This window comes from Pseudomonas sp. SP16.1 (assembly GCF_052682975.1).
On record NZ_JBQYFZ010000001.1, the window covers coordinates 3,300,555 to 3,318,655 of the forward strand.

18 protein-coding genes are annotated in these 18,101 nt (G+C 68.5%); 12 read left to right on the plus strand and 6 right to left on the minus strand.

Features of this window, described 5'->3' with window-relative positions:
• Positions 1-8 precede the first annotated feature (8 nt).
• The 6 genes from ACUTAF_RS15790 to ACUTAF_RS15815 all read left to right on the plus strand — a co-directional run bounded on the left by ACUTAF_RS15790 (position 9) and on the right by ACUTAF_RS15815 (position 5,358).
• Positions 9-656 carry an alginate O-acetyltransferase AlgF gene (locus ACUTAF_RS15790; protein WP_445580844.1) on the plus strand — a complete coding sequence of 216 codons (648 nt, stop codon included), beginning with the start codon at positions 9-11 and terminating at the stop codon, positions 654-656.
• A gap of 96 nt (positions 657-752) precedes the next feature.
• Positions 753-2,189 carry a mannose-1-phosphate guanylyltransferase/mannose-6-phosphate isomerase gene (locus ACUTAF_RS15795; RefSeq protein ID WP_445580845.1) on the plus strand — a complete coding sequence of 479 codons (1,437 nt, stop codon included), beginning with the start codon at positions 753-755 and terminating at the stop codon, positions 2,187-2,189.
• 271 nt (positions 2,190-2,460) lie between these two features.
• The gene (locus tag ACUTAF_RS15800; protein WP_445580846.1) at positions 2,461-2,925 is read left to right on the plus strand and encodes a multidrug transporter; all 465 of its coding nucleotides are present in this window, start codon (positions 2,461-2,463) and stop codon (positions 2,923-2,925) included.
• Between the two features lie 52 nt (positions 2,926-2,977).
• Positions 2,978-3,808 carry an SDR family oxidoreductase gene (locus tag ACUTAF_RS15805; protein WP_445580847.1) on the plus strand — a complete coding sequence of 277 codons (831 nt, stop codon included), beginning with the start codon at positions 2,978-2,980 and terminating at the stop codon, positions 3,806-3,808.
• Positions 3,805-4,173 (plus strand): hypothetical protein, encoded by a 369-nt coding sequence (locus ACUTAF_RS15810; protein ID WP_445580848.1) that lies wholly within the window; start codon positions 3,805-3,807, stop codon positions 4,171-4,173. Before ACUTAF_RS15805 ends, ACUTAF_RS15810 begins: the two co-directional genes overlap by 4 nt.
• Positions 4,174-4,197: 24 nt before the next feature.
• A complete protein-coding gene (locus tag ACUTAF_RS15815) occupies positions 4,198-5,358 on the plus strand; it encodes an AAA family ATPase (RefSeq protein WP_445580849.1) in 1,161 nt (386 codons plus the stop codon).
• Between the two features lie 107 nt (positions 5,359-5,465).
• Here ACUTAF_RS15815 and trxB read toward each other — a convergent pair whose 3' ends face one another.
• Positions 5,466-6,413: a thioredoxin-disulfide reductase gene (trxB, locus tag ACUTAF_RS15820; RefSeq protein WP_445580850.1), complete on the minus strand. Its 948-nt coding sequence runs from the start codon at positions 6,411-6,413 to the stop codon at positions 5,466-5,468.
• A gap of 255 nt (positions 6,414-6,668) precedes the next feature.
• On the opposite strand from trxB, the gene cysZ reads away from it, so the two are divergent.
• Both cysZ and ACUTAF_RS15830 read left to right on the plus strand, forming a co-directional pair.
• On the plus strand, positions 6,669-7,427 hold the full coding sequence (gene cysZ, locus ACUTAF_RS15825; protein WP_445580851.1) for a sulfate transporter CysZ: 759 nt from the start codon (positions 6,669-6,671) through the stop codon (positions 7,425-7,427).
• Between the two features lie 39 nt (positions 7,428-7,466).
• The gene (locus ACUTAF_RS15830) at positions 7,467-8,669 is read left to right on the plus strand and encodes a glycosyltransferase family 4 protein (RefSeq protein WP_445580852.1); all 1,203 of its coding nucleotides are present in this window, start codon (positions 7,467-7,469) and stop codon (positions 8,667-8,669) included.
• Between the two features lie 132 nt (positions 8,670-8,801).
• Here the strand turns inward: ACUTAF_RS15830 and ACUTAF_RS15835 are convergent, their stop codons facing one another.
• The 4 genes from ACUTAF_RS15835 to rluD form a co-directional block, all read right to left on the minus strand.
• The gene (locus tag ACUTAF_RS15835; RefSeq protein ID WP_445580853.1) at positions 8,802-9,911 is read right to left on the minus strand and encodes an NADH:flavin oxidoreductase; all 1,110 of its coding nucleotides are present in this window, start codon (positions 9,909-9,911) and stop codon (positions 8,802-8,804) included.
• 57 nt (positions 9,912-9,968) lie between these two features.
• Positions 9,969-10,559 (minus strand): TetR/AcrR family transcriptional regulator, encoded by a 591-nt coding sequence (locus ACUTAF_RS15840; RefSeq protein ID WP_445580854.1) that lies wholly within the window; start codon positions 10,557-10,559, stop codon positions 9,969-9,971.
• A 158-nt stretch (positions 10,560-10,717) separates the two neighbouring features.
• Positions 10,718-11,455 carry a peptidoglycan editing factor PgeF gene (gene pgeF, locus ACUTAF_RS15845; RefSeq protein ID WP_445580855.1) on the minus strand — a complete coding sequence of 246 codons (738 nt, stop codon included), beginning with the start codon at positions 11,453-11,455 and terminating at the stop codon, positions 10,718-10,720.
• The gene (rluD, locus tag ACUTAF_RS15850) at positions 11,452-12,426 is read right to left on the minus strand and encodes a 23S rRNA pseudouridine(1911/1915/1917) synthase RluD (protein WP_445580856.1); all 975 of its coding nucleotides are present in this window, start codon (positions 12,424-12,426) and stop codon (positions 11,452-11,454) included. Before rluD ends, pgeF begins: the two co-directional genes overlap by 4 nt.
• A 139-nt stretch (positions 12,427-12,565) precedes the next feature.
• Between rluD and ACUTAF_RS15855 the strand changes: the two genes are divergently transcribed.
• The 4 genes from ACUTAF_RS15855 to ACUTAF_RS15870 all read left to right on the plus strand — a co-directional run bounded on the left by ACUTAF_RS15855 (position 12,566) and on the right by ACUTAF_RS15870 (position 16,868).
• Positions 12,566-13,558, plus strand: a complete 993-nt coding sequence (locus tag ACUTAF_RS15855) for an outer membrane protein assembly factor BamD (RefSeq protein WP_445580857.1) — start codon at positions 12,566-12,568, stop codon at positions 13,556-13,558.
• A gap of 148 nt (positions 13,559-13,706) precedes the next feature.
• Positions 13,707-13,943 (plus strand): PP0621 family protein, encoded by a 237-nt coding sequence (locus ACUTAF_RS15860; RefSeq protein WP_445580858.1) that lies wholly within the window; start codon positions 13,707-13,709, stop codon positions 13,941-13,943.
• Complete coding sequence (locus ACUTAF_RS15865; protein WP_445580859.1) at positions 13,933-15,525, plus strand: two-component system sensor histidine kinase NtrB; 1,593 nt, start codon at positions 13,933-13,935, stop codon at positions 15,523-15,525. Before ACUTAF_RS15860 ends, ACUTAF_RS15865 begins: the two co-directional genes overlap by 11 nt.
• Positions 15,526-15,527: 2 nt before the next feature.
• Complete coding sequence (locus ACUTAF_RS15870) at positions 15,528-16,868, plus strand: sigma-54-dependent transcriptional regulator (protein ID WP_445580860.1); 1,341 nt, start codon at positions 15,528-15,530, stop codon at positions 16,866-16,868.
• Positions 16,869-17,000: 132 nt separating this feature from the next.
• On the opposite strand, the gene thiO is transcribed toward ACUTAF_RS15870, so the two are convergent.
• Complete coding sequence (thiO, locus tag ACUTAF_RS15875) at positions 17,001-18,095, minus strand: glycine oxidase ThiO (protein WP_445580861.1); 1,095 nt, start codon at positions 18,093-18,095, stop codon at positions 17,001-17,003.
• Between the last annotated feature and the right edge of the window lie 6 nt (positions 18,096-18,101).

Consider the following 18,101-nt stretch of genomic DNA (forward strand, 5'->3'; position numbering starts at 1 on the left):
AACATCCAATGACCGCTCACACCATCCTGCGCCGCAGCCTGCTCGGCGCCTGCGCCCTGACTCTCGGCCTGGGTCTGCTCCAGGCCCAGGCCGACGACGGCGCCCTGTACGGGCCCAAGGCGCCCAAGGGCTCGGCCTTCGTCCGCGCCTACAACGCCGGCAACGCCGAGCTCGACGTCAAGGTCGGCGAAGTGCAGCTCAAGCAGGTCGCGCCGCTGGGCTCCAGCGACTTCAAGTTCCTGCCGGCCGGCAGCTATCAGGCCCAGGTCGGCAGCACCACGCTGCCGGTGCAACTGAAGGCCGCTCACTACTACACCCTGGTCAACCAGACCGGCAGCGCGCCGCGCCTGGTCGAGGAGCCGGCGTTCAGCAACAAGCAGAAAGCCATGCTGCGCGTGCAGAACCTCAGCGACAGCCAGCTGAGCGTCAAGACCGCCGACGGCAAGACCCCGGTGGTCGCCGACGTGGCGCCGAATGCTCTGGGGGAGCGCGAGATCAATCCGGTCAAGGTCGGCCTGGCGCTGTTTGCCGGCGACCAGAAGATCACCGACCTCAAGCCGGTCACCCTGGAGCGTGGCGAGGTGGTGAGCCTGTTCGTCACCGGCAGCCAGGGCAAGCTGGCGCCGGTGTGGGTCAAGCGCCCCATCGACGGTTAAGGCAACAGGTTTTCTCGAGAACAAGGAAAACGGCGGGTACACGCCGCACCACATGACGCTGGAGCACCTCATGACCCTCATCTCAGGAGAAACACCATGACCCCGATCATCCTTTCCGGCGGCAGCGGTTCGCGACTCTGGCCCCTCTCGCGCAAGCAGTATCCCAAGCAGTTCCTCGCCCTCACCGGCGAGCACACGCTGTTCCAGCAGACCCTGCAGCGCCTCGCCATCGAGGGCATGCAGCCGCCGGTGCTGGTGGCCAACCAGGAGCACCGCTTCATCGTCCAGGAACAGCTGCAGCAGATCGGTCAGCAGGCGCAGCTGCTGCTGCTCGAACCCTTCGGCCGCAACACCGCGCCGGCGGTGGCCATGGCCGCCCTGCAGCTGATCGCCGAGGGGCGTGACGAGCTGATGCTGGTGCTGCCGGCCGATCACGTGCTGGACGATCAGCAGGCCTTCAGCCAGGCCCTGGCGCTGGCCACCGTGGCCGCCGAGAAGGGCGAGATGGTGCTGTTCGGCGTACCGGCCGACCGCCCCGAGACCGGCTACGGCTATATCCGCGGCGCCGCCGACGGGGCGCTGCCGGCGGGCGTGGCGCGGGTCGCCAGCTTCGTCGAGAAACCCGACGCCGAGCGCGCCGCCGAGTACGTGGCGAGCGGCGACTACTACTGGAACAGCGGCATGTTCCTGTTCCGCGCCAGCCGCTTCCTCGAGGAGCTCAAGCAGCACGACGTGGACATCTACGACACCTGCCTGCTGGCCCTGGAGCGCAGCCAGCGCAAGGACGAGGAGATCTGCATCGACCCGGCCACCTTCGCCTGCTGCCCGGACAACTCCATCGACTACGCGGTGATGGAGAAGACCACCCGCGCCTGCGTGGTGCCGCTCGCCGCCGGCTGGAACGACGTCGGCAGCTGGTCGTCGATCTGGGAGGTGCACGACAAGGACGAAGCCGGCAACGTCACCAAGGGCGACGTGGTGGTCGAGGACAGCCGCAACTGCCTGGTGCACGGCAACGGCAAGCTGGTCTCGGTGCTCGGCCTCGACGACATAGTCGTGGTAGAAACCAAGGACGCGATGATGGTGGCGCACAAGGACCGCGTGCAGGACGTCAAGAAGCTGGTGAACAGGCTCGACGCGCAGGGCCGCAACGAGACCCAGAACCACTGCGAGGTGTACCGTCCCTGGGGCTCTTACGACTCGGTGGACATGGGCGGGCGCTTCCAAGTCAAGCACATCACCGTCAAGCCGGGCGCGCAGCTGTCCCTGCAGATGCACCACCACCGCGCCGAGCACTGGATCGTGGTCTCCGGCACGGCCAAGGTGACCTGCGACGATCGCGAGTTCCTGCTCACCGAAAACCAGTCGACCTACATCCCGATGACCTCGGTGCACCGCCTCTCCAACCCGGGCAAGATCCCGCTGGAGATCATCGAGGTGCAGTCCGGCACCTACCTCGGCGAGGACGATATCGAGCGTTTGGAGGACGTCTACGGCCGCAGCGATGCGGTGGCCGCCGGCACGGTGCACTAAGGGTCCAGTGTAGGAGCCGTGCCTCGCGGCGAATGCTGGGGCGCTGTCGAGGTCTCGCAGACCGCCAGTGCTTCGCCCCGGGGCGGGGCTCCTACAACCCAGGGCCGAGTCCGTTGGGTGGATCGGGGCGCATAGCTGTCGCTTTCTACATCCACCAGGCGGTGTCTCGCTAAATCACGATCCGCCGGCCTCCGCGCAACGCGCTCCCCCGGTTACCTCCCCCACGGCACCTTGTGTAGGATGAACGCAGTCCTAGTCCCGGGTGCCCCCCATGCTTATCGGCGTACTGCTCGTCATCTCCTGGCTGATCCTGCTGATCCGCTACCCGACCAAGGCCCTGCCGATTTCCATGGCGGCGCTGGCCGGCCTGGCGCTGGTCGCCAGTTGGGTGCTCTGGGAGGAGAACCGCGACGCCCGCTACCTGGCCCACCTCGAATTGCGCCTGAGCTACGATCCGCAGCAGTGCCCGGGCGATCGCCCGCTGGCCGTGCGGCTGAAGAACGGCAGCGACGCCGCCCTGCTGGAACTGCGCTGGGAAGTCGCCGCCTACCGCCCCGGCAACGCCACTAACCTGGCCCAACGCCTATACGAATCGCCGCGCTACAGCGGCCCCGGCGAACTGCTGCCCGGCGCCAGCTGGAACGACTGCCTGCCGCTGCCGGACCTGCGCAGCGGCTACCGCCCGTCTACCCTGGAATTTCGCGCCGAACGCCTGCAGGGGCAGTTCATCCGTTGAACCCCGGGCTGCGCCGCGCGCACCGAAAGCCCCATACAAGGAAGATTGCCGCATGCCCCAACCCAGCGTCCTGATCACCGGTTGCTCCAGCGGCATCGGCCGCGCCCTGGCCGATGCCTTCCAGGCCGCCGGCTACGCGGTCTGGACCACCGCGCGCAAGGAGGCCGACCTGGCCGAACTGCAGCGCGCCGGCTTCCAGGCGGTGCAGCTGGACGTCAACGACGGCGAGGCCCTCGAACGCCTGGCCGGCCGCCTGAACGACGAGATCGGCGGCCTCGACGTGCTGATCAACAACGCCGGCTACGGGGCGATGGGGCCGCTGCTCGACGGTGGCGTGCAAGCCATGCGCCAGCAGTTCGAAACCAACGTGTTCGCCGTGGTCGGCGTGACCCGCGCGCTGTTTCCGCTGCTGCGCCGCAGCCGCGGCCTGGTGGTGAATATCGGCAGCGTCTCCGGCGTGCTGGTCACCCCGTTCGCCGGCGCCTACTGCGCCTCCAAGGCCGCCGTGCACGCCCTGACCGACGCGCTGCGCCTGGAGCTGGCGCCGTTTGCCATCGAGGTGATGGAGGTGCAGCCCGGCGCCATCGCCTCGAGCTTCGGTGCCAACGCCAGCCAGCAGGCCGAGGCGCTGCTGCGCGCGGACTCGCCCTGGTGGCCGCTGCGCGACGGCATCCGCGCCCGCGCCGGCGCCTCGCAGGACAACCCGACGCCGGCCAGCGAATTCGCCGAGCAACTGCTCGCCGCCGTGCAACGCAGCAAGCGCCCGCGCCTGCTGCGTCTGGGCAACGGCAGCCGCGCCCTGCCGCTGCTCGCCGCGCTGCTGCCCGGCGCCCTGCTGGACCGGGTGCTGAGCAGGCGCTTCGGCCTGGCGCGCAGTCTATGAAGAGCGCCGTGCAGCTGCGCTACTATGCCCTCGGCGCAGTGATAGCGGCGGTGCTGCTGAACCTGCTGCTGCGCACCTTCGTGCGCCTGGGCGGGCTGCTGACCACGCTGCTGATCGCCGCCGCCATCGCCGCCGGCCTGGCGCTGGCGTTCCACTGGCGCCAGGGCCGCGCGCCGAGCCATGCCGAGCGCTGGCGCCTCACCGCACTCTACGGCGGCCTGCTCGGCGTGCTCTACCTCGGCCTGCTGGGCATGATGTATCTACAGGACGCCCCCGGCCCCATGGGCACCGCGCTCTTCGTCCTGCATTACCTGTGCTACCCGCTGCTGGCCTGGCTGGCGCTGTCGCCGCGCTACGGGCGCTGATCTTCGTGTCAGGATGACTTCGCCATGCTGCATACCCTAGCGGTCGCCAACTATCGCTCGATCAACAGCCTGGTCTTGCCGCTGGGCCGGCTCAACCTGATCACCGGCGCCAACGGCAGTGGCAAGTCCAACCTCTATCGCGCCCTGCGCCTGCTGGCGGAAACCGCCCAGGGCGGCGTGGTCAACGCGCTGGCCCGCGAGGGCGGGCTGGAGTCGAGTTTCTGGGCCGGCCCGGAGCAGATTTCCCGGCGTATGCGCAGCGGCGAAGTGCCGGTGCAGGGCGGCCCGCGCCGCGGCGCCATGCGCCTGCGCCTGGGCTTTGCCGGTGAGGATTTCGGCTATGCCATCGCGCTCGGCCTGCCCGAGCCGAGCAGCTCGGCCTTTTCCCTCGACCCGGAGATCAAGCGCGAGTGCATCTGGGCCGGCGCCAGCTACCGCCCCGCCTCGCTGCTGGTCGATCGTGCCGGGCCGCTGGTGCGCCTGCGCGAGGGGCGCAGCTGGCAGGTGCTGGCCCAGCATGTGCCGAACTACGACAGCCTGTTCGACCAGATCGGCAACGCCCCCAACTGCCCGGAAGTCTTCCAGCTACGCGAAACCGTTCGCCGCTGGCGTTTCTACGATCACTTTCGTAGCGACGCCAAGGCTCCAGCGCGCCAACCGCAACTGGGCACCCGCACCCCGGTGCTGCATCACGACGGTCGCGACCTGGCCGCGGCGCTGCAGACCATCCGCGAAATCGGCGACCGCGCCGCGCTGGATGCCGCCATCGACGACGCCTTTCCCGGCAGCCGCCTGCATATCGACTTCCAGGCGGGCGGCCGTTTCGCCGTCGAGCTGCGCCAGGACGGCCTGCTGCGCCCGCTGAGCGCCGCCGAACTGTCCGACGGCACCCTGCGCTACCTGCTGCTGGTCGCCGCCCTGCTCACCCCGCGCCCAGCATCGCTGATGGTGCTCAACGAACCGGAAACCAGCCTGCACCCGGACCTGCTACCCGCACTCGGTCGCCTGATCATCGCCGCGTCGCAATACACCCAGGTGTGGGTGGTGTCGCATGCCAGCCGGCTGATCGCCACGCTGAAGGAAAGCCCGGAGTGCAACGCCCTGGAGCTGGACAAGCCGCTGGGCCAGACCTGCATCCGCGGCCAGGGCATGCTCGACGAGCCGGCCTGGCATTGGCCGGATTGACCAGCCAGACAGCAGACCTGTAGGAGCCCGCTTGCGGGCGATCAGCCGTTGCTAGGCATCGCCGGCAAGCCAGCTCCTACGACCACCGCCGATAACGCGGCCGGGCCTCAATGCCCGTCGAGATAGCGCTCCACGTCCAGCGCCGCCATGCAGCCGGCGCCGGCCGAGGTGATGGCCTGGCGGTACACCGAGTCGGCCACGTCGCCGGCGGCGAACACCCCGGGCACGCTGGTGGCGGTGGCATTGCCGTCGCGCCCGCCGTTGACCACCAGGTAACCGTCTTTGAGCGCCAGCTGGCCCTCGAACAGGCCGGTGTTGGGCGTGTGGCCGATGGCGACGAACAGGCCGTCCACCTTCAGCTCGCTGGTGGCGCCGTCGTGGTGCTTCAGGCGCACCCCGGTGACGCCCATGGCGTCGCCCAGCACCTCGTCCACCTCGGCGTTCAGACGCAGTTCGATCCGGCCCTCGGCCACCCGCGCCTGCAGCTTGTTCTGCAGGATTTTCTCGGCGCGGAAGGCGTTTCGGCGGTGGATCAGGGTCACCTTGCTGGCGATATTGGCCAGGTACAACGCCTCTTCCACCGCGGTATTGCCGCCGCCGACCACCGCCACCTCGCGGCCACGGTAGAAGAAGCCGTCGCAGGTGGCGCAGGCCGAGACGCCCTTGCCCATCAAGGCCTGCTCGCTGGGCAGGCCCAGGTAGCGGGCGCTGGCGCCGGTGGCGATGATCAGCGCGTCGGCGCTGTAGGTGGCGCCGTCGCCGACCAGGGTAAAGGGCTTGCCGGCCAGGTCCACGGCGTTGATGTGATCGAAGACGACCTCGGTCTCGAAGCGCTCGGCGTGTTCCTGCATGCGCTGCATCAGCGCCGGACCGGTGAGGCCGTGGGGATCGCCCGGCCAGTTGTCCACCTCGGTGGTGGTGGTCAGCTGGCCGCCGGCCTGCATGCCGGTGATCAGCAGCGGCTTGAGGTTGGCGCGCGCCGCGTACACCGCCGCGCTGTAGCCGGCGGGTCCCGAACCCAGGATGATGACGCGGGCATGGCGAACGACAGACATGAATGACTCCTCCCGGCGCGTCGGCCGGCTGCGATAAAAAGGGGCTGTCCGAGCACTAGGGGAAGGCTTGGAGAACAGGACGGCCCCGGAAAATGAAAGCGGTCGTCAGGCTAACGAGCGCCCGAGCGCTGCGGAAATATCCATTGCCAATATGAGGTATAGAGCCACCCTATCGCCGCCAGGACGCGCCCCGAACTTTCGCCTTCGCAGCAAAGTCGGTATGGTCGGCGCGATTCAATCACCCTGGAGCCCTCCATGCCTGCCGCCCCCGTTCTGTCCGGCCCGCAATACCTGCGCGAGGGCCTGAAACTGGTGCTCAGCCCCGGCCTGCGCCTGTTCGTGCTGCTGCCGCTGACGGTCAACCTGATCCTCTTCGCCACCCTGATCGGCTTCGCCGTGCAGCAGTTCGGCGGCTGGGTCGACGCCTTCATGCCCAGCCTGCCGAGTTGGCTGAGCTTTCTCGAGTACGTCCTCTGGCCACTGTTCGTGGTGCTGGTACTGCTGATGGTGTTCTTCAGCTTCACCCTGCTGGCCAATATCATCGCCGCACCGTTCAACGGTTTTCTCGCCGAGAAGGTCGAGGTGGTGGTGCGCGGCGGGGATCATTTCCCGCCGTTCAGCTGGGCCGAGCTGATGGCCATGGTGCCGCGTACCCTGGGCCGTGAGGCGCGCAAACTGGCCTATTTCCTGCCGCGCGCCGTCGCCCTGCTGATCCTCAGCTTCATCCCGGTGGTCAATCTGCTGGCGGCGCCGCTGTGGCTGCTGTTCGGCGTATGGATGATGGCCGTGCAGTACATCGACTACCCGGCCGACAACAACAAGATGAGCTGGCAGGACATGCTCGCCTGGCTGCGCGAGAAACGCTGGCAGAGCCTGAGCTTCGGCGGCATCACCTACGCCGCGCTGCTGATCCCGCTGGTCAATGTCTTCATCATGCCGGCGGCGGTGGCCGGCGCCACGGTGTTCTGGGTGCGCGAACGCGGCGAAGGCGCGGTCACAAAAGCGCAACCCTGATGTCACATCGTCTACATGGCGGCAGCCCAGACTGCTGCCATGAGTACAGCGCCCCTGCAAATCACCCTGATAAGTGAAACCTACCCGCCGGAAATCAACGGCGTGGCCAATACCCTCGGCCGCCTGGTCGAGGGCCTGCGCCGCCGCGGTCATCGCGTGCAGCTGGTGCGCCCGCGCCAGGCGGCGGACCCGACCCAGGCGCTGGATGCCGACCTGCTGCTGACCCGCGGCTGGCCGCTGCCCGGCTACCCCGGCCTGCAGTGGGGCCAGTCGGCGCTGCACAAACTGCTGCGGCGCTGGAAGCGCCAGCGCCCGGATGTGCTCTATATCGCCACCGAAGGCCCTCTCGGCCTGTCCGCCCTGCGCGCCGCGCGGCGCCTGGGCATCCCGGCGGTCAGCGGCTTTCACACCAATTTCCAGCAATACACCGGCCACTATGGCGTCGGCCTGCTGACCCGGCTGCTGACCAACTACCTGCGCTGGTTCCATAACCGCTCGCAGCTGACCCTGGTGCCCAGCGCCGGGCAGCAGATCGAGTTGCAGCGCCGCGATTTCGAGCGCCTCGCCCTGCTCGCCCGCGGTGTCGACAGCCAGCTGTTCCATCCGGCCAGGCGCAGCGATTCGCTACGCAGCAGTTGGGGCCTGGGACCGGACGACCTGGCGGTGCTGCACGTCGGCCGCCTGGCCGCGGAGAAGAACCTCGGCCTGCTGACCACCGCCTTCGAGGCGCTGCAGGCGAGCCAGCCGCAGCGACGCATGCGCCTGATCCTGGTCGGCGACGGGCCGCAGCGCGCCGGCCTTCAGGCGCGATTGCCGGACGCCCTGTTCTGCGGTCTGCAGCGCGGCGAGACGCTGGCCGCGCACTACGCCTCGGGCGATCTGTTCCTGTTTCCCAGCCTGTCGGAGACCTTCGGCAACGTAGTGCTGGAGGCGCTGGCCTCGGGGCTCGGCGTGGTCGCCTTCGACCAGGCCGCCGCCGGCCAGCATATCCACCATGGCCACAACGGCGCCCTCGCCCGTCCCGGTGACGAAAGCGGCTTCTGCGAGGCGGCCTGCTGGCTGCTGGAAGACGACGAGACCCTGCGCCGGATACGCCTGAACGCCCGTCGCCACGCCAGCCACCTGAGCTGGGACGGCATCGTGGTGCAGTTCGAACAGCACCTGCGCGGCGCCATGCAGCCGCAGCCGGAGATCGGCGCCGGCGTGGAGCTGGCTGGTAGGGCGGGTGAAACCCGCCACTGAGGGAGAGTGGCGGGTTGCACCCGCCCTAAGCCGTGCGCACCGAGGGCGTGCGCAGTGTCCATGGGGCGCAGGCGGACGTAATAAAGCCCCGCTCAACGGGGCGCCAGCGACGGCGCCCGTGTCAATCTTCGATCAGACCAGCTGCATCAGGGCATCGCGACTGAACGGCAGGATGTCGTCCTCGCGGCCCTCGCGCACCTTCAGCGCCCAGTCCGGGTCGACCAGCAGCGCGCGACCCACGGCCACCAGGTCGAACTCATCGCGGTTCAGGCGCTCGAGCAGATTGTCGATGCTGGCGGGCGCCGCGACCTTGTCGGTCTTGACCATGAACTGCAGGAACTCGCCATCCAGGCCGACGCTGCCGACGGTGATGGTCGGCTTGCCGGTCAGCTTGCGCGTCCAGCCGGCCAGGTTGAGGTCGCTGCCGGCGAACTCCGGCTCCCAGAAGCGCCGGGTCGAGCAGTGGAAGATATCCACGCCAGCCTCGGACAGCGGCCTGAGGAAGGTCTCCAGCTCCTCCGGGGTCTGCACCAGGCGGGCGCTGTAGTCCTGCTGCTTCCACTGGGAGAAACGGAAAATGATCGGGAAGTCCGGGCCGACCGCGGCGCGCACCGCCTGGATCAGCTCGATGGCGAAGCGCGAGCGGCCGGCCAGGTCGCCACCGTACTCGTCCGTGCGCTGATTGCTGCCTTCCCAGAAGAACTGGTCGACCAGGTAGCCGTGGGCGCCGTGGATCTCCACGCCGTCCATGCCGATGGCCTTGGCATCGCGCGCGGCCTGGGCGAAGGTGGCGATCACCTCGTCGATATCCTGTTTGCTCATGCCGTGTACCACGACATTGCCGTCCTTGAGCTTCTCCATCGGCCCGTAACCCGGCACGCCGGCATCCGGCTCGGTACCCAGGCGACGCACGTTGCCCACGTGCCACAGCTGCGGAACTATCTTGCCGCCCTCTGCATGCACCGCCTCGACCACCTGCTTCCAGCCGGCCAGGGCGTCCGCACCATGGAAACGCGGCACGTTGGGGTAGCCGTTGGCGGCCTGGTGGCCGACCGTGGTGCCCTCGGTGATGATCAGGCCGACGCCGGCGGCGGCGCGGCGGCGGTAGTACTCCACCACCTGGGCGTTGGGCACGCCACCGGGGGAGAAGGAACGGGTCATCGGCGCCATCACCACGCGGGTCGGCAGCTCCAGGTTGCCGAGGCGGAAGGGGGCGAACAGGGCTTGTACGGGGGCGCTCATGAGGTCTCCTGGGGCCGGCCAATCGACCGGTCGTCTCGTTTCAAGGGTCAAGAAAAATCAGGCCTGCAGCAGACGCTCCAGGCGCAACACGAAAGCTTCCAGCGGCTGCAGGCTGCGGCCCACCTTGAGCCGCGCCAGCACGCCCTGCCAGGCGTTGGCGATAAACACGGCGAGGTTGCCGCAGTCCTCGTCGGCGCTCAGCTCGCCGCTGGCGCGCGCCTGCTCCAGGCACTGGCGCAGGATTTCCACCGAGGCCTGCTGGATGGCCTCCACCTCGGCGCCTATGGCCGGCAGCATCTCGCTCATCTCGAAACTCAGGCTGCCGATGAAGCAGTGGTACTGCGGCGAGTCCTGACGGGCGAAGTGCGCCAGCAGGTCGCGGTAGTAGCCGAGGATGCGCGCCCGCGGGCTCAGCGCCGGGTTGCCCAACGTCTGGGCATAGCGCTCCAGCCGTGGGCGGTAGATAAAGGCCAGCGCCTGCAGGGCGAAATCTTCCTTGCTGGCGAAGTAGTGATAGAAGCTGCCCTTGGGGATCCCCGCGGCCTGGACGATCTCCAGCACCCCGGTGCCGTGATAGCCGCGGCGGGTCATCACCGCCGAGCCCTTGCTCAGGATCAGGTCGCGCTTGTCGAGTCGAATGCTGTTCATGGCGCCGAGCATATGACCGGTCGTCTCGCCCGGCACAGCACTATTGATGACGGTGATCGAGAGCTAAAGGCGAAGACTCGGCGTGCAGGGTGGATGTCGCTTTTCACATCCACCGCAGCGGTGGATCGATAAAGCGCGATCCACCCCAGGTGGCCGAATCAGGGCTGCAGCCAGATCAGCGAGGCGAAACGCCCGGTGCGCGGGCTGCGCCGGTAGGAATAGAAACGCGGGTCGCTGTAGGTGCACAGGCCGCCGCCACTGACCGCGGTCACGCCGATGGCGGCCAGGCGGATGCGTGCCAGCTGGTAGATGTCGGCCATGTACTTGCCGGCATTGGCGCCGGGTACGAAGGCAGCCTCGGCTTCGCCATGCTGCCCGACGAAGGCCTCGCGCACCTCGGCGCCAACCTCGAAGGCCAGCGGGCCGATGGCCGGACCGAGCCAGACCAGCAGTTCCTCGGGCGCCACGCCGAGCGCCTGCACGGTGGCCTCCAGCACGCCGCCGGCCAGCCCGCGCCAGCCGGCATGCGCGGCCGCCACGCGGCTGCCGGCGCGATCACAGAACAGCGCCGGCAGGCAGTCGGCGGTCATCGCCGTGCAGGCGATGCCGGGGGTAGAGGTCCAGCTGGCATCGGCCTCGGCGACCCGCGCCGGGTCGGCGGCCACCACCTGGGTACCGTGCACCTGGCGCAGCCAGGCCGGCTGGCAGCCCAGCTGGCTGAGCAGGCGCTGGCGGTTCTTGGCCACGGCGGCGGGATCGTCGTCGACATGATCGCCGAGATTGAAGCTGTCGAACGGCGCGACGCTGACGCCGCCGCTGCGCGTGGTGACGCAGGCGCGCACCCTGGCGGGCGCGGGCCAGTCCGGGGTCAGCCAGTCATGCGCCCAGGCGGTCACCCGACGAAGGCCTCGCGGTCCTGGCGCAGCAGGGTCAGCAGCCAGACCAGGTCGTCCGGCAGCGGCGACTCCCATTTCATGCGCTTGCCGGTGGCCGGGTGATCCAGCTCGAGAAAGCGCGCGTGCAGCGCCTGGCGCGGAAATTCCTTGAGGCTCTGCACCAGGCTCGGGCTGGCCGCCGGCGGGATGCGGAAGCGCCCGGCGTAGACCGGGTCGCCCACCAGCGGATAGCCGACGTGGCTCATGTGCACACGGATCTGGTGGGTGCGCCCGGTCTCCAGCTTGACCCGCACATGGGTGTGCGAGCGATAGCGCTCCAGCACCCGGTAATGGCTGATCGCCGGCTTGCCGCCATCGGTCACCGCCATGCGCTGGCGCTGCGCCGAGCTGCGGCCGATGGGCGCGTCGATGGTGCCGCCGGCGGTGATCACGCCGATGCAGATGCATTCGTAGATGCGGCTGACCGTGCGCTTCTGCAGCTGCTCGACCAGGTTGGTCTGCGCCTGCAGGGTCTTGGCCACCACCATCAGGCCGGTGGTGTCCTTGTCCAGGCGATGCACGATGCCGGCGCGCGGCACGTTGACGATGTCCGGCACGTGGTGCAGCAGGGCGTTGAGCAGGGTGCCGTCGGCGTGCCCGGCGGCCGGATGCACCACCAGGCCGGCTGGCTTGTCGATCACCAGCAGGTGCTCGTCCTCGTAGACGATGTTCAGCTCGATGTCCTGCGCCAGCCACTCGCCCTGGGCTTCCTGCTCGGCGTCGAGCACCAGCTGCGCGCCGGCATGGACGATGTCGCGCGGGCGCGCCACGGCGCCGTCGACGGTCAGGCGGCCGTCCTTGATCCAGGCGGACAGGCGCGAGCGGGAGAACTCGCCGAACAGCTGCGCCGCCACCTGGTCGAGGCGCTGTCCGCCCTGTTCGAAGGGCACGGTGGCCTGGAGTTGGATCAGCTGCTTATTGGTAGAAGTCATCTTCGGCAACGGCGGGAGCCCGGCCTTTGGTTTCGGCAACGGGCTTGTGGTTAAATACGGCGTCTTTGCCCCAGGGGAACCCAGGGGGCGCTCATCATAACAGGACGGCCGCGCAGCCGTCACAGGGACGCAAGCCGCCATGCAAGTGAAACACCTGCTGCTGATCGCCATCCTCGCCCTCACCGCCGCCTGTTCCTCCAAGCAGCCGGAGGTCGACGAAAATCTCAGCGAGGTGGAGCTGTACCAGCAGGCCCAGGCCGACCTGGACAATCGTAGCTACACCAGCGCCGTCAGCAAGCTCAAGGCGCTGGAGTCGCGCTACCCGTTCGGCCGCTACGCCGAGCAGGCGCAGCTGGAGCTGATCTACGCCTACTACAAGAACGTCGAGCCGGAAGCCGCCAAGTCCGCCGCCGAGCGCTTCATCCGCCTGCACCCGCAGCACGCCAACGTCGACTACGCCTACTACCTCAAGGGCCTGGCCTCCTTCGATCAGGATCGCGGCCTGCTGGCGCGCTTCCTGCCGCTGGACATGACCAAGCGCGACCCGGGCGCGGCGCGCGACTCCTACAACGAGTTCGCCCAGCTCACCAGCCGCTACCCCACCAGCCGCTACGCGCCGGACGCCAAGCAGCGCATGATCTACCTGCGCAACCTGCTGGCCGCCTACGAAGTGCACGTCGGCCACTACTACCTCAAGCGCCAGGCCTATGTCGCCGCCGCCAACCGCGGTCGCTACGTGGTGGAGAACTTCCAGGAGACCCCGGCGGTCGGCGACGGCCTGGCGATCATGACCGAAGCCTACCAGCGCCTGTCGCTGAACGACCTGGCTGCGACCAGCCTGGAGACTCTCAAGCTCAACTACCCCGAGCATCCGAGCCTGGTCGACGGCCAGTTCGTGCCGCGCGAGGAGGAAGCGGACAACCGCTCCTGGCTGGCCAAGGCCACCCTCGGCCTGATCGAGACCGACACCCCGCTGCCGCCGGGCGAGACCCGCGCCAGCCAGGACGTGATCCGTCAGTACGAGGACGCCGAGCAGCAGATCCCGGCCGAGCTGCAGCAGGACGCCAAGACCGGCGAGACCGCCAAGAAGCGCTCGATCTGGAGCTACCTGACCTTCGGCCTGTTCGACTGAACGCAGCATCATTTCGGAAGGGAGGCCACGGCCTCCCTTTTTCTTGTCCGTGCGCATGAGGAAACAGCTCACAGCCTGCCACCAGCCCACTGTGCCGATGGCCGCGGCTTGGCTAAACTGCCGGCTTTAACCGGATAAAGAGCACACCATGGGCCTGTTCCGCCTGCTGTTCTGGATCGCCATCATCTTCGCCGCGATCTGGATCTGGCGCCGCTTCATCAGCAAACCCAAGCGCCCGCGCACGCGCGAGGACGCCGCAGCGCCCATGGTGCGCTGCGCCCACTGTGGCGTGCACGTGCCCAGGAGCCAGGCGCTGAGCCAGGACCAGCGCTGGTACTGCAGCCAGGCCCACCTCGAACAAGGCCCGCACAGCGGTGACCGTTGACGCCGGCATACTGGACAGCCCACAGGGGCGGCGCATCCTCAGGCTCTACCACTTCTACCGCCTGAGCATCGGCCTGGTGCTGATCCTGCTGATCTCCAGCAACCTCGACGAACAGCTGCTCGACGTGGTGCATATCGAACTGTTCCGCACCGGCAGCTGGGTCTACCTGGTCCTCAACATCCTCATCGCCGTGCTGGTGCAGCGGCCCAGGCACCTGGTGCAGCTGTTCAGCCTGGCGCTGGTCGATGTGATCTTTCTCTCCGGGCTGTTCTATGCCGCCGGCGGCACGCCCAGCGGCATCGGCAACCTGCTGGTGGTGGCGGTGGCAATCGCCAATATCCTGCTGCGCGGACGCATCGGCCTGCTGATCGCCGCCATCGCCGCGATCGCCCTGATCTACCTGACCTTCTACCTCAGCCTCAGCCGCCCCGCCGCTGCCGCGCAGTACGTACAGGCCGGCGCCCTCGGCGCGCTGTGCTTCGCCGGGGCGCTGTTCGTCCAGGGCATCACCCGGCGCCTGCGCCTGAGCGAGAGCCTGGCCGAACAGCGCGCCGCCGACGTCGCCAACCTGGAGGAGCTCAACGCGCAGATACTGCAGCGCATGCGCACCGGCATCCTGGTGCTGGACAGCCAGCATCGCGTGCTCCTGGCCAACCAGGGCGCCACGCGGCTGCTCGGCCGCGGCGAACTGAGCGGCAAGATCATCGATCCGCACTGCCCCGAACTGGTCAAGCGCCTGCAGCAGTGGCTGCACAATCCCACCCTGCGCCCCGACAGCCTGCAGGCGCAACCGGACGGCCCGGTGCTGCAGCCCAGCTTCATCTCCCTGCAGCGCGGCGACGAGCAGCACATCCTGGTGTTCCTCGACGACATCTCGCAGATCGCCCAGCAGGCGCAGCAACTCAAGCTCGCCTCCCTGGGACGGCTGACCGCCGGCATCGCCCACGAGATCCGTAACCCGCTCGGCGCCATCAGCCACGCCGCCCAGCTGCTGCAGGAATCGGAAGACCTGCAGGGCCCGGACCAGCGCCTGGCGCAGATCATCCAGGATCACTCCAAGCGCATGAACCTGGTGATCGAGAACGTCCTGCAGCTCTCGCGCCGGCGCCAGGCCGAGCCGCAGTTGCTCGACCTCAAGTACTGGCTGCACCGCTTCGCCAGCGAGTTCCGCAGTTCGGCACCGGCCGACCGGCAGATACATCTGGAGACCCAGGGCGGCACCCTGCAGACGCGCATGGACCCGCACCAGTTGACCCAGGTGCTGACCAACCTGGTGCAGAACGGCCTGCGCTACAGCGCCAAGCAGCACCGGATAGGCCAGGTCTGGCTGCGCCTGTTCCGCGACGAGACCAGCGACCTGCCGGTGCTGGAAATCCTCGACGACGGCGCCGGGGTTCCGCCCGAGCAGCGACAGCACATCTTCGAGCCCTTCTACACCACCGAGAACAAGGGCACGGGCCTGGGCCTGTATATTTCCCGTGAGTTGTGTGAGGGCAACCAGGCACGCCTCGACTACAAACCCCGCGAAGGCGGCGGCAGCTGTTTCCGCATCACCTTCGCCCACCCGCGCAAACTGAGCTGACCATGACCCGCCAGAGAGCCTTGATCGTCGACGACGAACCGGACATCCGCGAACTGCTGGAAATCACCCTCGGCCGGATGAAGCTGGACACGCGCAGCGCGCGCAACCTCAAGGAGGCGCGCGAGTGGCTGGCGCGCGAACCCTTCGACCTGTGCCTGACCGACATGCGCCTGCCCGACGGCTCCGGCCTCGACCTGGTGCAACACATCCAGCAGCGCCATCCGCAGGTGCCGGTGGCGATGATCACCGCCTACGGCAGCCTGGACACCGCGATCAACGCGCTGAAGGCCGGCGCCTTCGACTTCGTCACCAAGCCGGTGGACCTGACTCGCCTGCGCGAGCTGGTGGCCACCGCCCTGCGCATCCGCTCCGCCGAAGGCGAGGAGACGCCGGTCGACAGCCGCCTGCTCGGCGATTCGCCACCGATGCGGGCGCTGCGCAAGCAGATCGAGAAACTCGCGCGCAGCCAGGCGCCGGTCTACATCAGCGGCGAGTCCGGTAGCGGCAAGGAACTGGTGGCACGGCTGATCCACGAGCAGGGGCCGCGCGCCGATCAGCCATTCGTGCCGGTCAACTGCGGCGCCATCCCCTCGGAATTGATGGAAAGCGAGTTCTTCGGCCACAAGAAGGGCAGCTTCACCGGCGCCATCGAGGACAAGCAGGGGCTGTTCCAGGCGGCCAACGGCGGCACCCTGTTCCTCGACGAGGTGGCCGACCTGCCGCTGCCGATGCAGGTCAAGCTGCTGCGCGCCATCCAGGAGAAGGCCGTGCGCGCCGTCGGCGGCCAGCAGGAGGTGGTGGTCGATGTGCGCATCCTCTGCGCCACGCACAAGGACCTGGCCGCCGAGGTCGCCGCCGGACGCTTCCGCCAGGATCTCTACTATCGCCTCAACGTCATCGAACTGCGCGTGCCGCCGCTGCGCGAACGCCGCGAGGACATCGCCCAGCTGGCCGCGGCGATGCTCGCCCGCCTGGCCGAAGGCAGTGGCCTGGCCGCCGCCAAGCTGCAGCCCGAGGCGCTGGAGAAGTTGAAGAACTACCGCTTCCCGGGCAACGTGCGCGAGCTGGAGAACATGCTCGAGCGCGCCTACACCCTGTGCGAGGACGACCAGATAAGCCCGGCCGACCTGCGCCTGGCCGATGCCGCCGGCGCCAACGGCCAGGCGGGCGAAGCCAGCCTGGCGCAGATCGACAATCTGGAGGACTACCTCGAAGGCATCGAGCGCAAGCTGATCATGCAGGCGCTGGAGGAAACCCGCTGGAACCGCACCGCCGCCGCCCAGCGCCTGGGCCTGACGTTCCGTTCGATGCGCTACCGGCTGAAGAAGCTGGGGATCGACTGAGGCGCGCGCCTGTGGGAGCCCCGCCCCGGGGCGAAGCTTCTGACTTCGTACCGCTCGCGCCGGCGATTCGCCGAGAGGCGCGGCTCCTACATAAGCGGAACCGCCTCCGCAGCCCCCGGGCGAAGCGCTGTGCTAAAACCCCAACCGCCCCGCCGGTGCATAGGGCAGCGGATCGATGATCGGCTCGCCCCCCAGCAGCAGATCGGTCAGCAGCTGGCAGGAGGCCGGCGCCAGCACCAGGCCGTTGCGATAGTGCCCGCAGTTGAGCCAGAGCCCGGGATGCGCAGGCAACTCGCCGATAAAGGGGATACCCTCGGGCGAGCCCGGCCGCAGCCCGGCCCAGTGCCCGACCACCTCGGCTTCCTTCAGCGCCGGCAACAGCGCCTCGGCGGAAGCCTTGAGACTGGCCAACGCCGCCTCGGTCGGGGTCTTGTCGAAGCCCGCGTGTTCCAGGGTGCTGCCCACCAGGATATGACCGTCGCGCCGCGGAATCGCGTAGCGCCCGCCGGCCAACACCATGCTCGACAGGAAGTCCTCGGCGCACTTGTAGAGGATCATCTGGCCCTTGACCGGCTGCACCGGCAACTCGATGCCCAGCGTGGCGAGCAGCTCGCCGCTCCAGGCCCCGGCCGCCAGCACCACGCGATCGGCACGAATCTCGCCCTCAGCCGTGGTGACGCCGCAGATCCTTCCGTTCTCCTGGATGAAACCGCTGACCGCGCACTGCTCGCGCAGCTGCACGTTGGGCATCGCCGCCAGGGCCGCCTGCAGCGCCTTGACCAGCCGCGGGTTGCGCACGTTGGCCACCCCCGGCATATGGATGGCATGCGCGAAGCCCTGCCCCAGCACCGGCACCCGTCGGCGCACCTCGGCGATATCCACCGCGTGCAGCGCCCGCCCTTGGCGCCGGGCCCAGGCCAGCGCCTCGGCCTCGTCGTCGAGATCCAGCCAGTACAGGCCAGTGACGTGCACCTCGGGGTCGATCCCGGTCGCCTCCAGCAGGCGCTCGGCGAAGCCCGGGTAGAAATCCTGCGACCAGTGCGCCAGCGCCGTCACCGCGGCGCCATAGCGCCAGGGATAGAGCGGCGAGACGATGCCGCCGCCGGCCCAGGACGATTCGCTGCCGAGCGCGCCTTGATCCAGCAGACATAGATCGACGCCTTGTTCAGCCAGCAAACGCGCCGACAGCAGACCGATCGCACCGCCCCCCACCACCAGGATCCGCATAGCACC

Coding starts and splice junctions, on each gene's coding strand:
- ACUTAF_RS15790 (WP_445580844.1), top strand. CDS start 9: ATGACCGCTCACACCATCCTGCGCCGCAGCCTGCTCGGCGCCTGCGCC.
- ACUTAF_RS15795 (WP_445580845.1), top strand. CDS start 753: ATGACCCCGATCATCCTTTCCGGCGGCAGCGGTTCGCGACTCTGGCCC.
- ACUTAF_RS15800 (WP_445580846.1), top strand. CDS start 2,461: ATGCTTATCGGCGTACTGCTCGTCATCTCCTGGCTGATCCTGCTGATC.
- ACUTAF_RS15805 (WP_445580847.1), top strand. CDS start 2,978: ATGCCCCAACCCAGCGTCCTGATCACCGGTTGCTCCAGCGGCATCGGC.
- ACUTAF_RS15810 (WP_445580848.1), top strand. CDS start 3,805: ATGAAGAGCGCCGTGCAGCTGCGCTACTATGCCCTCGGCGCAGTGATA.
- ACUTAF_RS15815 (WP_445580849.1), top strand. CDS start 4,198: ATGCTGCATACCCTAGCGGTCGCCAACTATCGCTCGATCAACAGCCTG.
- trxB (WP_445580850.1), bottom strand. CDS start 6,413: ATGTCTGTCGTTCGCCATGCCCGCGTCATCATCCTGGGTTCGGGACCC.
- cysZ (WP_445580851.1), top strand. CDS start 6,669: ATGCCTGCCGCCCCCGTTCTGTCCGGCCCGCAATACCTGCGCGAGGGC.
- ACUTAF_RS15830 (WP_445580852.1), top strand. CDS start 7,467: ATGAGTACAGCGCCCCTGCAAATCACCCTGATAAGTGAAACCTACCCG.
- ACUTAF_RS15835 (WP_445580853.1), bottom strand. CDS start 9,911: ATGAGCGCCCCCGTACAAGCCCTGTTCGCCCCCTTCCGCCTCGGCAAC.
- ACUTAF_RS15840 (WP_445580854.1), bottom strand. CDS start 10,559: ATGAACAGCATTCGACTCGACAAGCGCGACCTGATCCTGAGCAAGGGC.
- rluD (WP_445580856.1), bottom strand. CDS start 12,426: ATGACTTCTACCAATAAGCAGCTGATCCAACTCCAGGCCACCGTGCCC.
- ACUTAF_RS15855 (WP_445580857.1), top strand. CDS start 12,566: ATGCAAGTGAAACACCTGCTGCTGATCGCCATCCTCGCCCTCACCGCC.
- ACUTAF_RS15860 (WP_445580858.1), top strand. CDS start 13,707: ATGGGCCTGTTCCGCCTGCTGTTCTGGATCGCCATCATCTTCGCCGCG.
- ACUTAF_RS15870 (WP_445580860.1), top strand. CDS start 15,528: ATGACCCGCCAGAGAGCCTTGATCGTCGACGACGAACCGGACATCCGC.
- thiO (WP_445580861.1), bottom strand. CDS start 18,095: ATGCGGATCCTGGTGGTGGGGGGCGGTGCGATCGGTCTGCTGTCGGCG.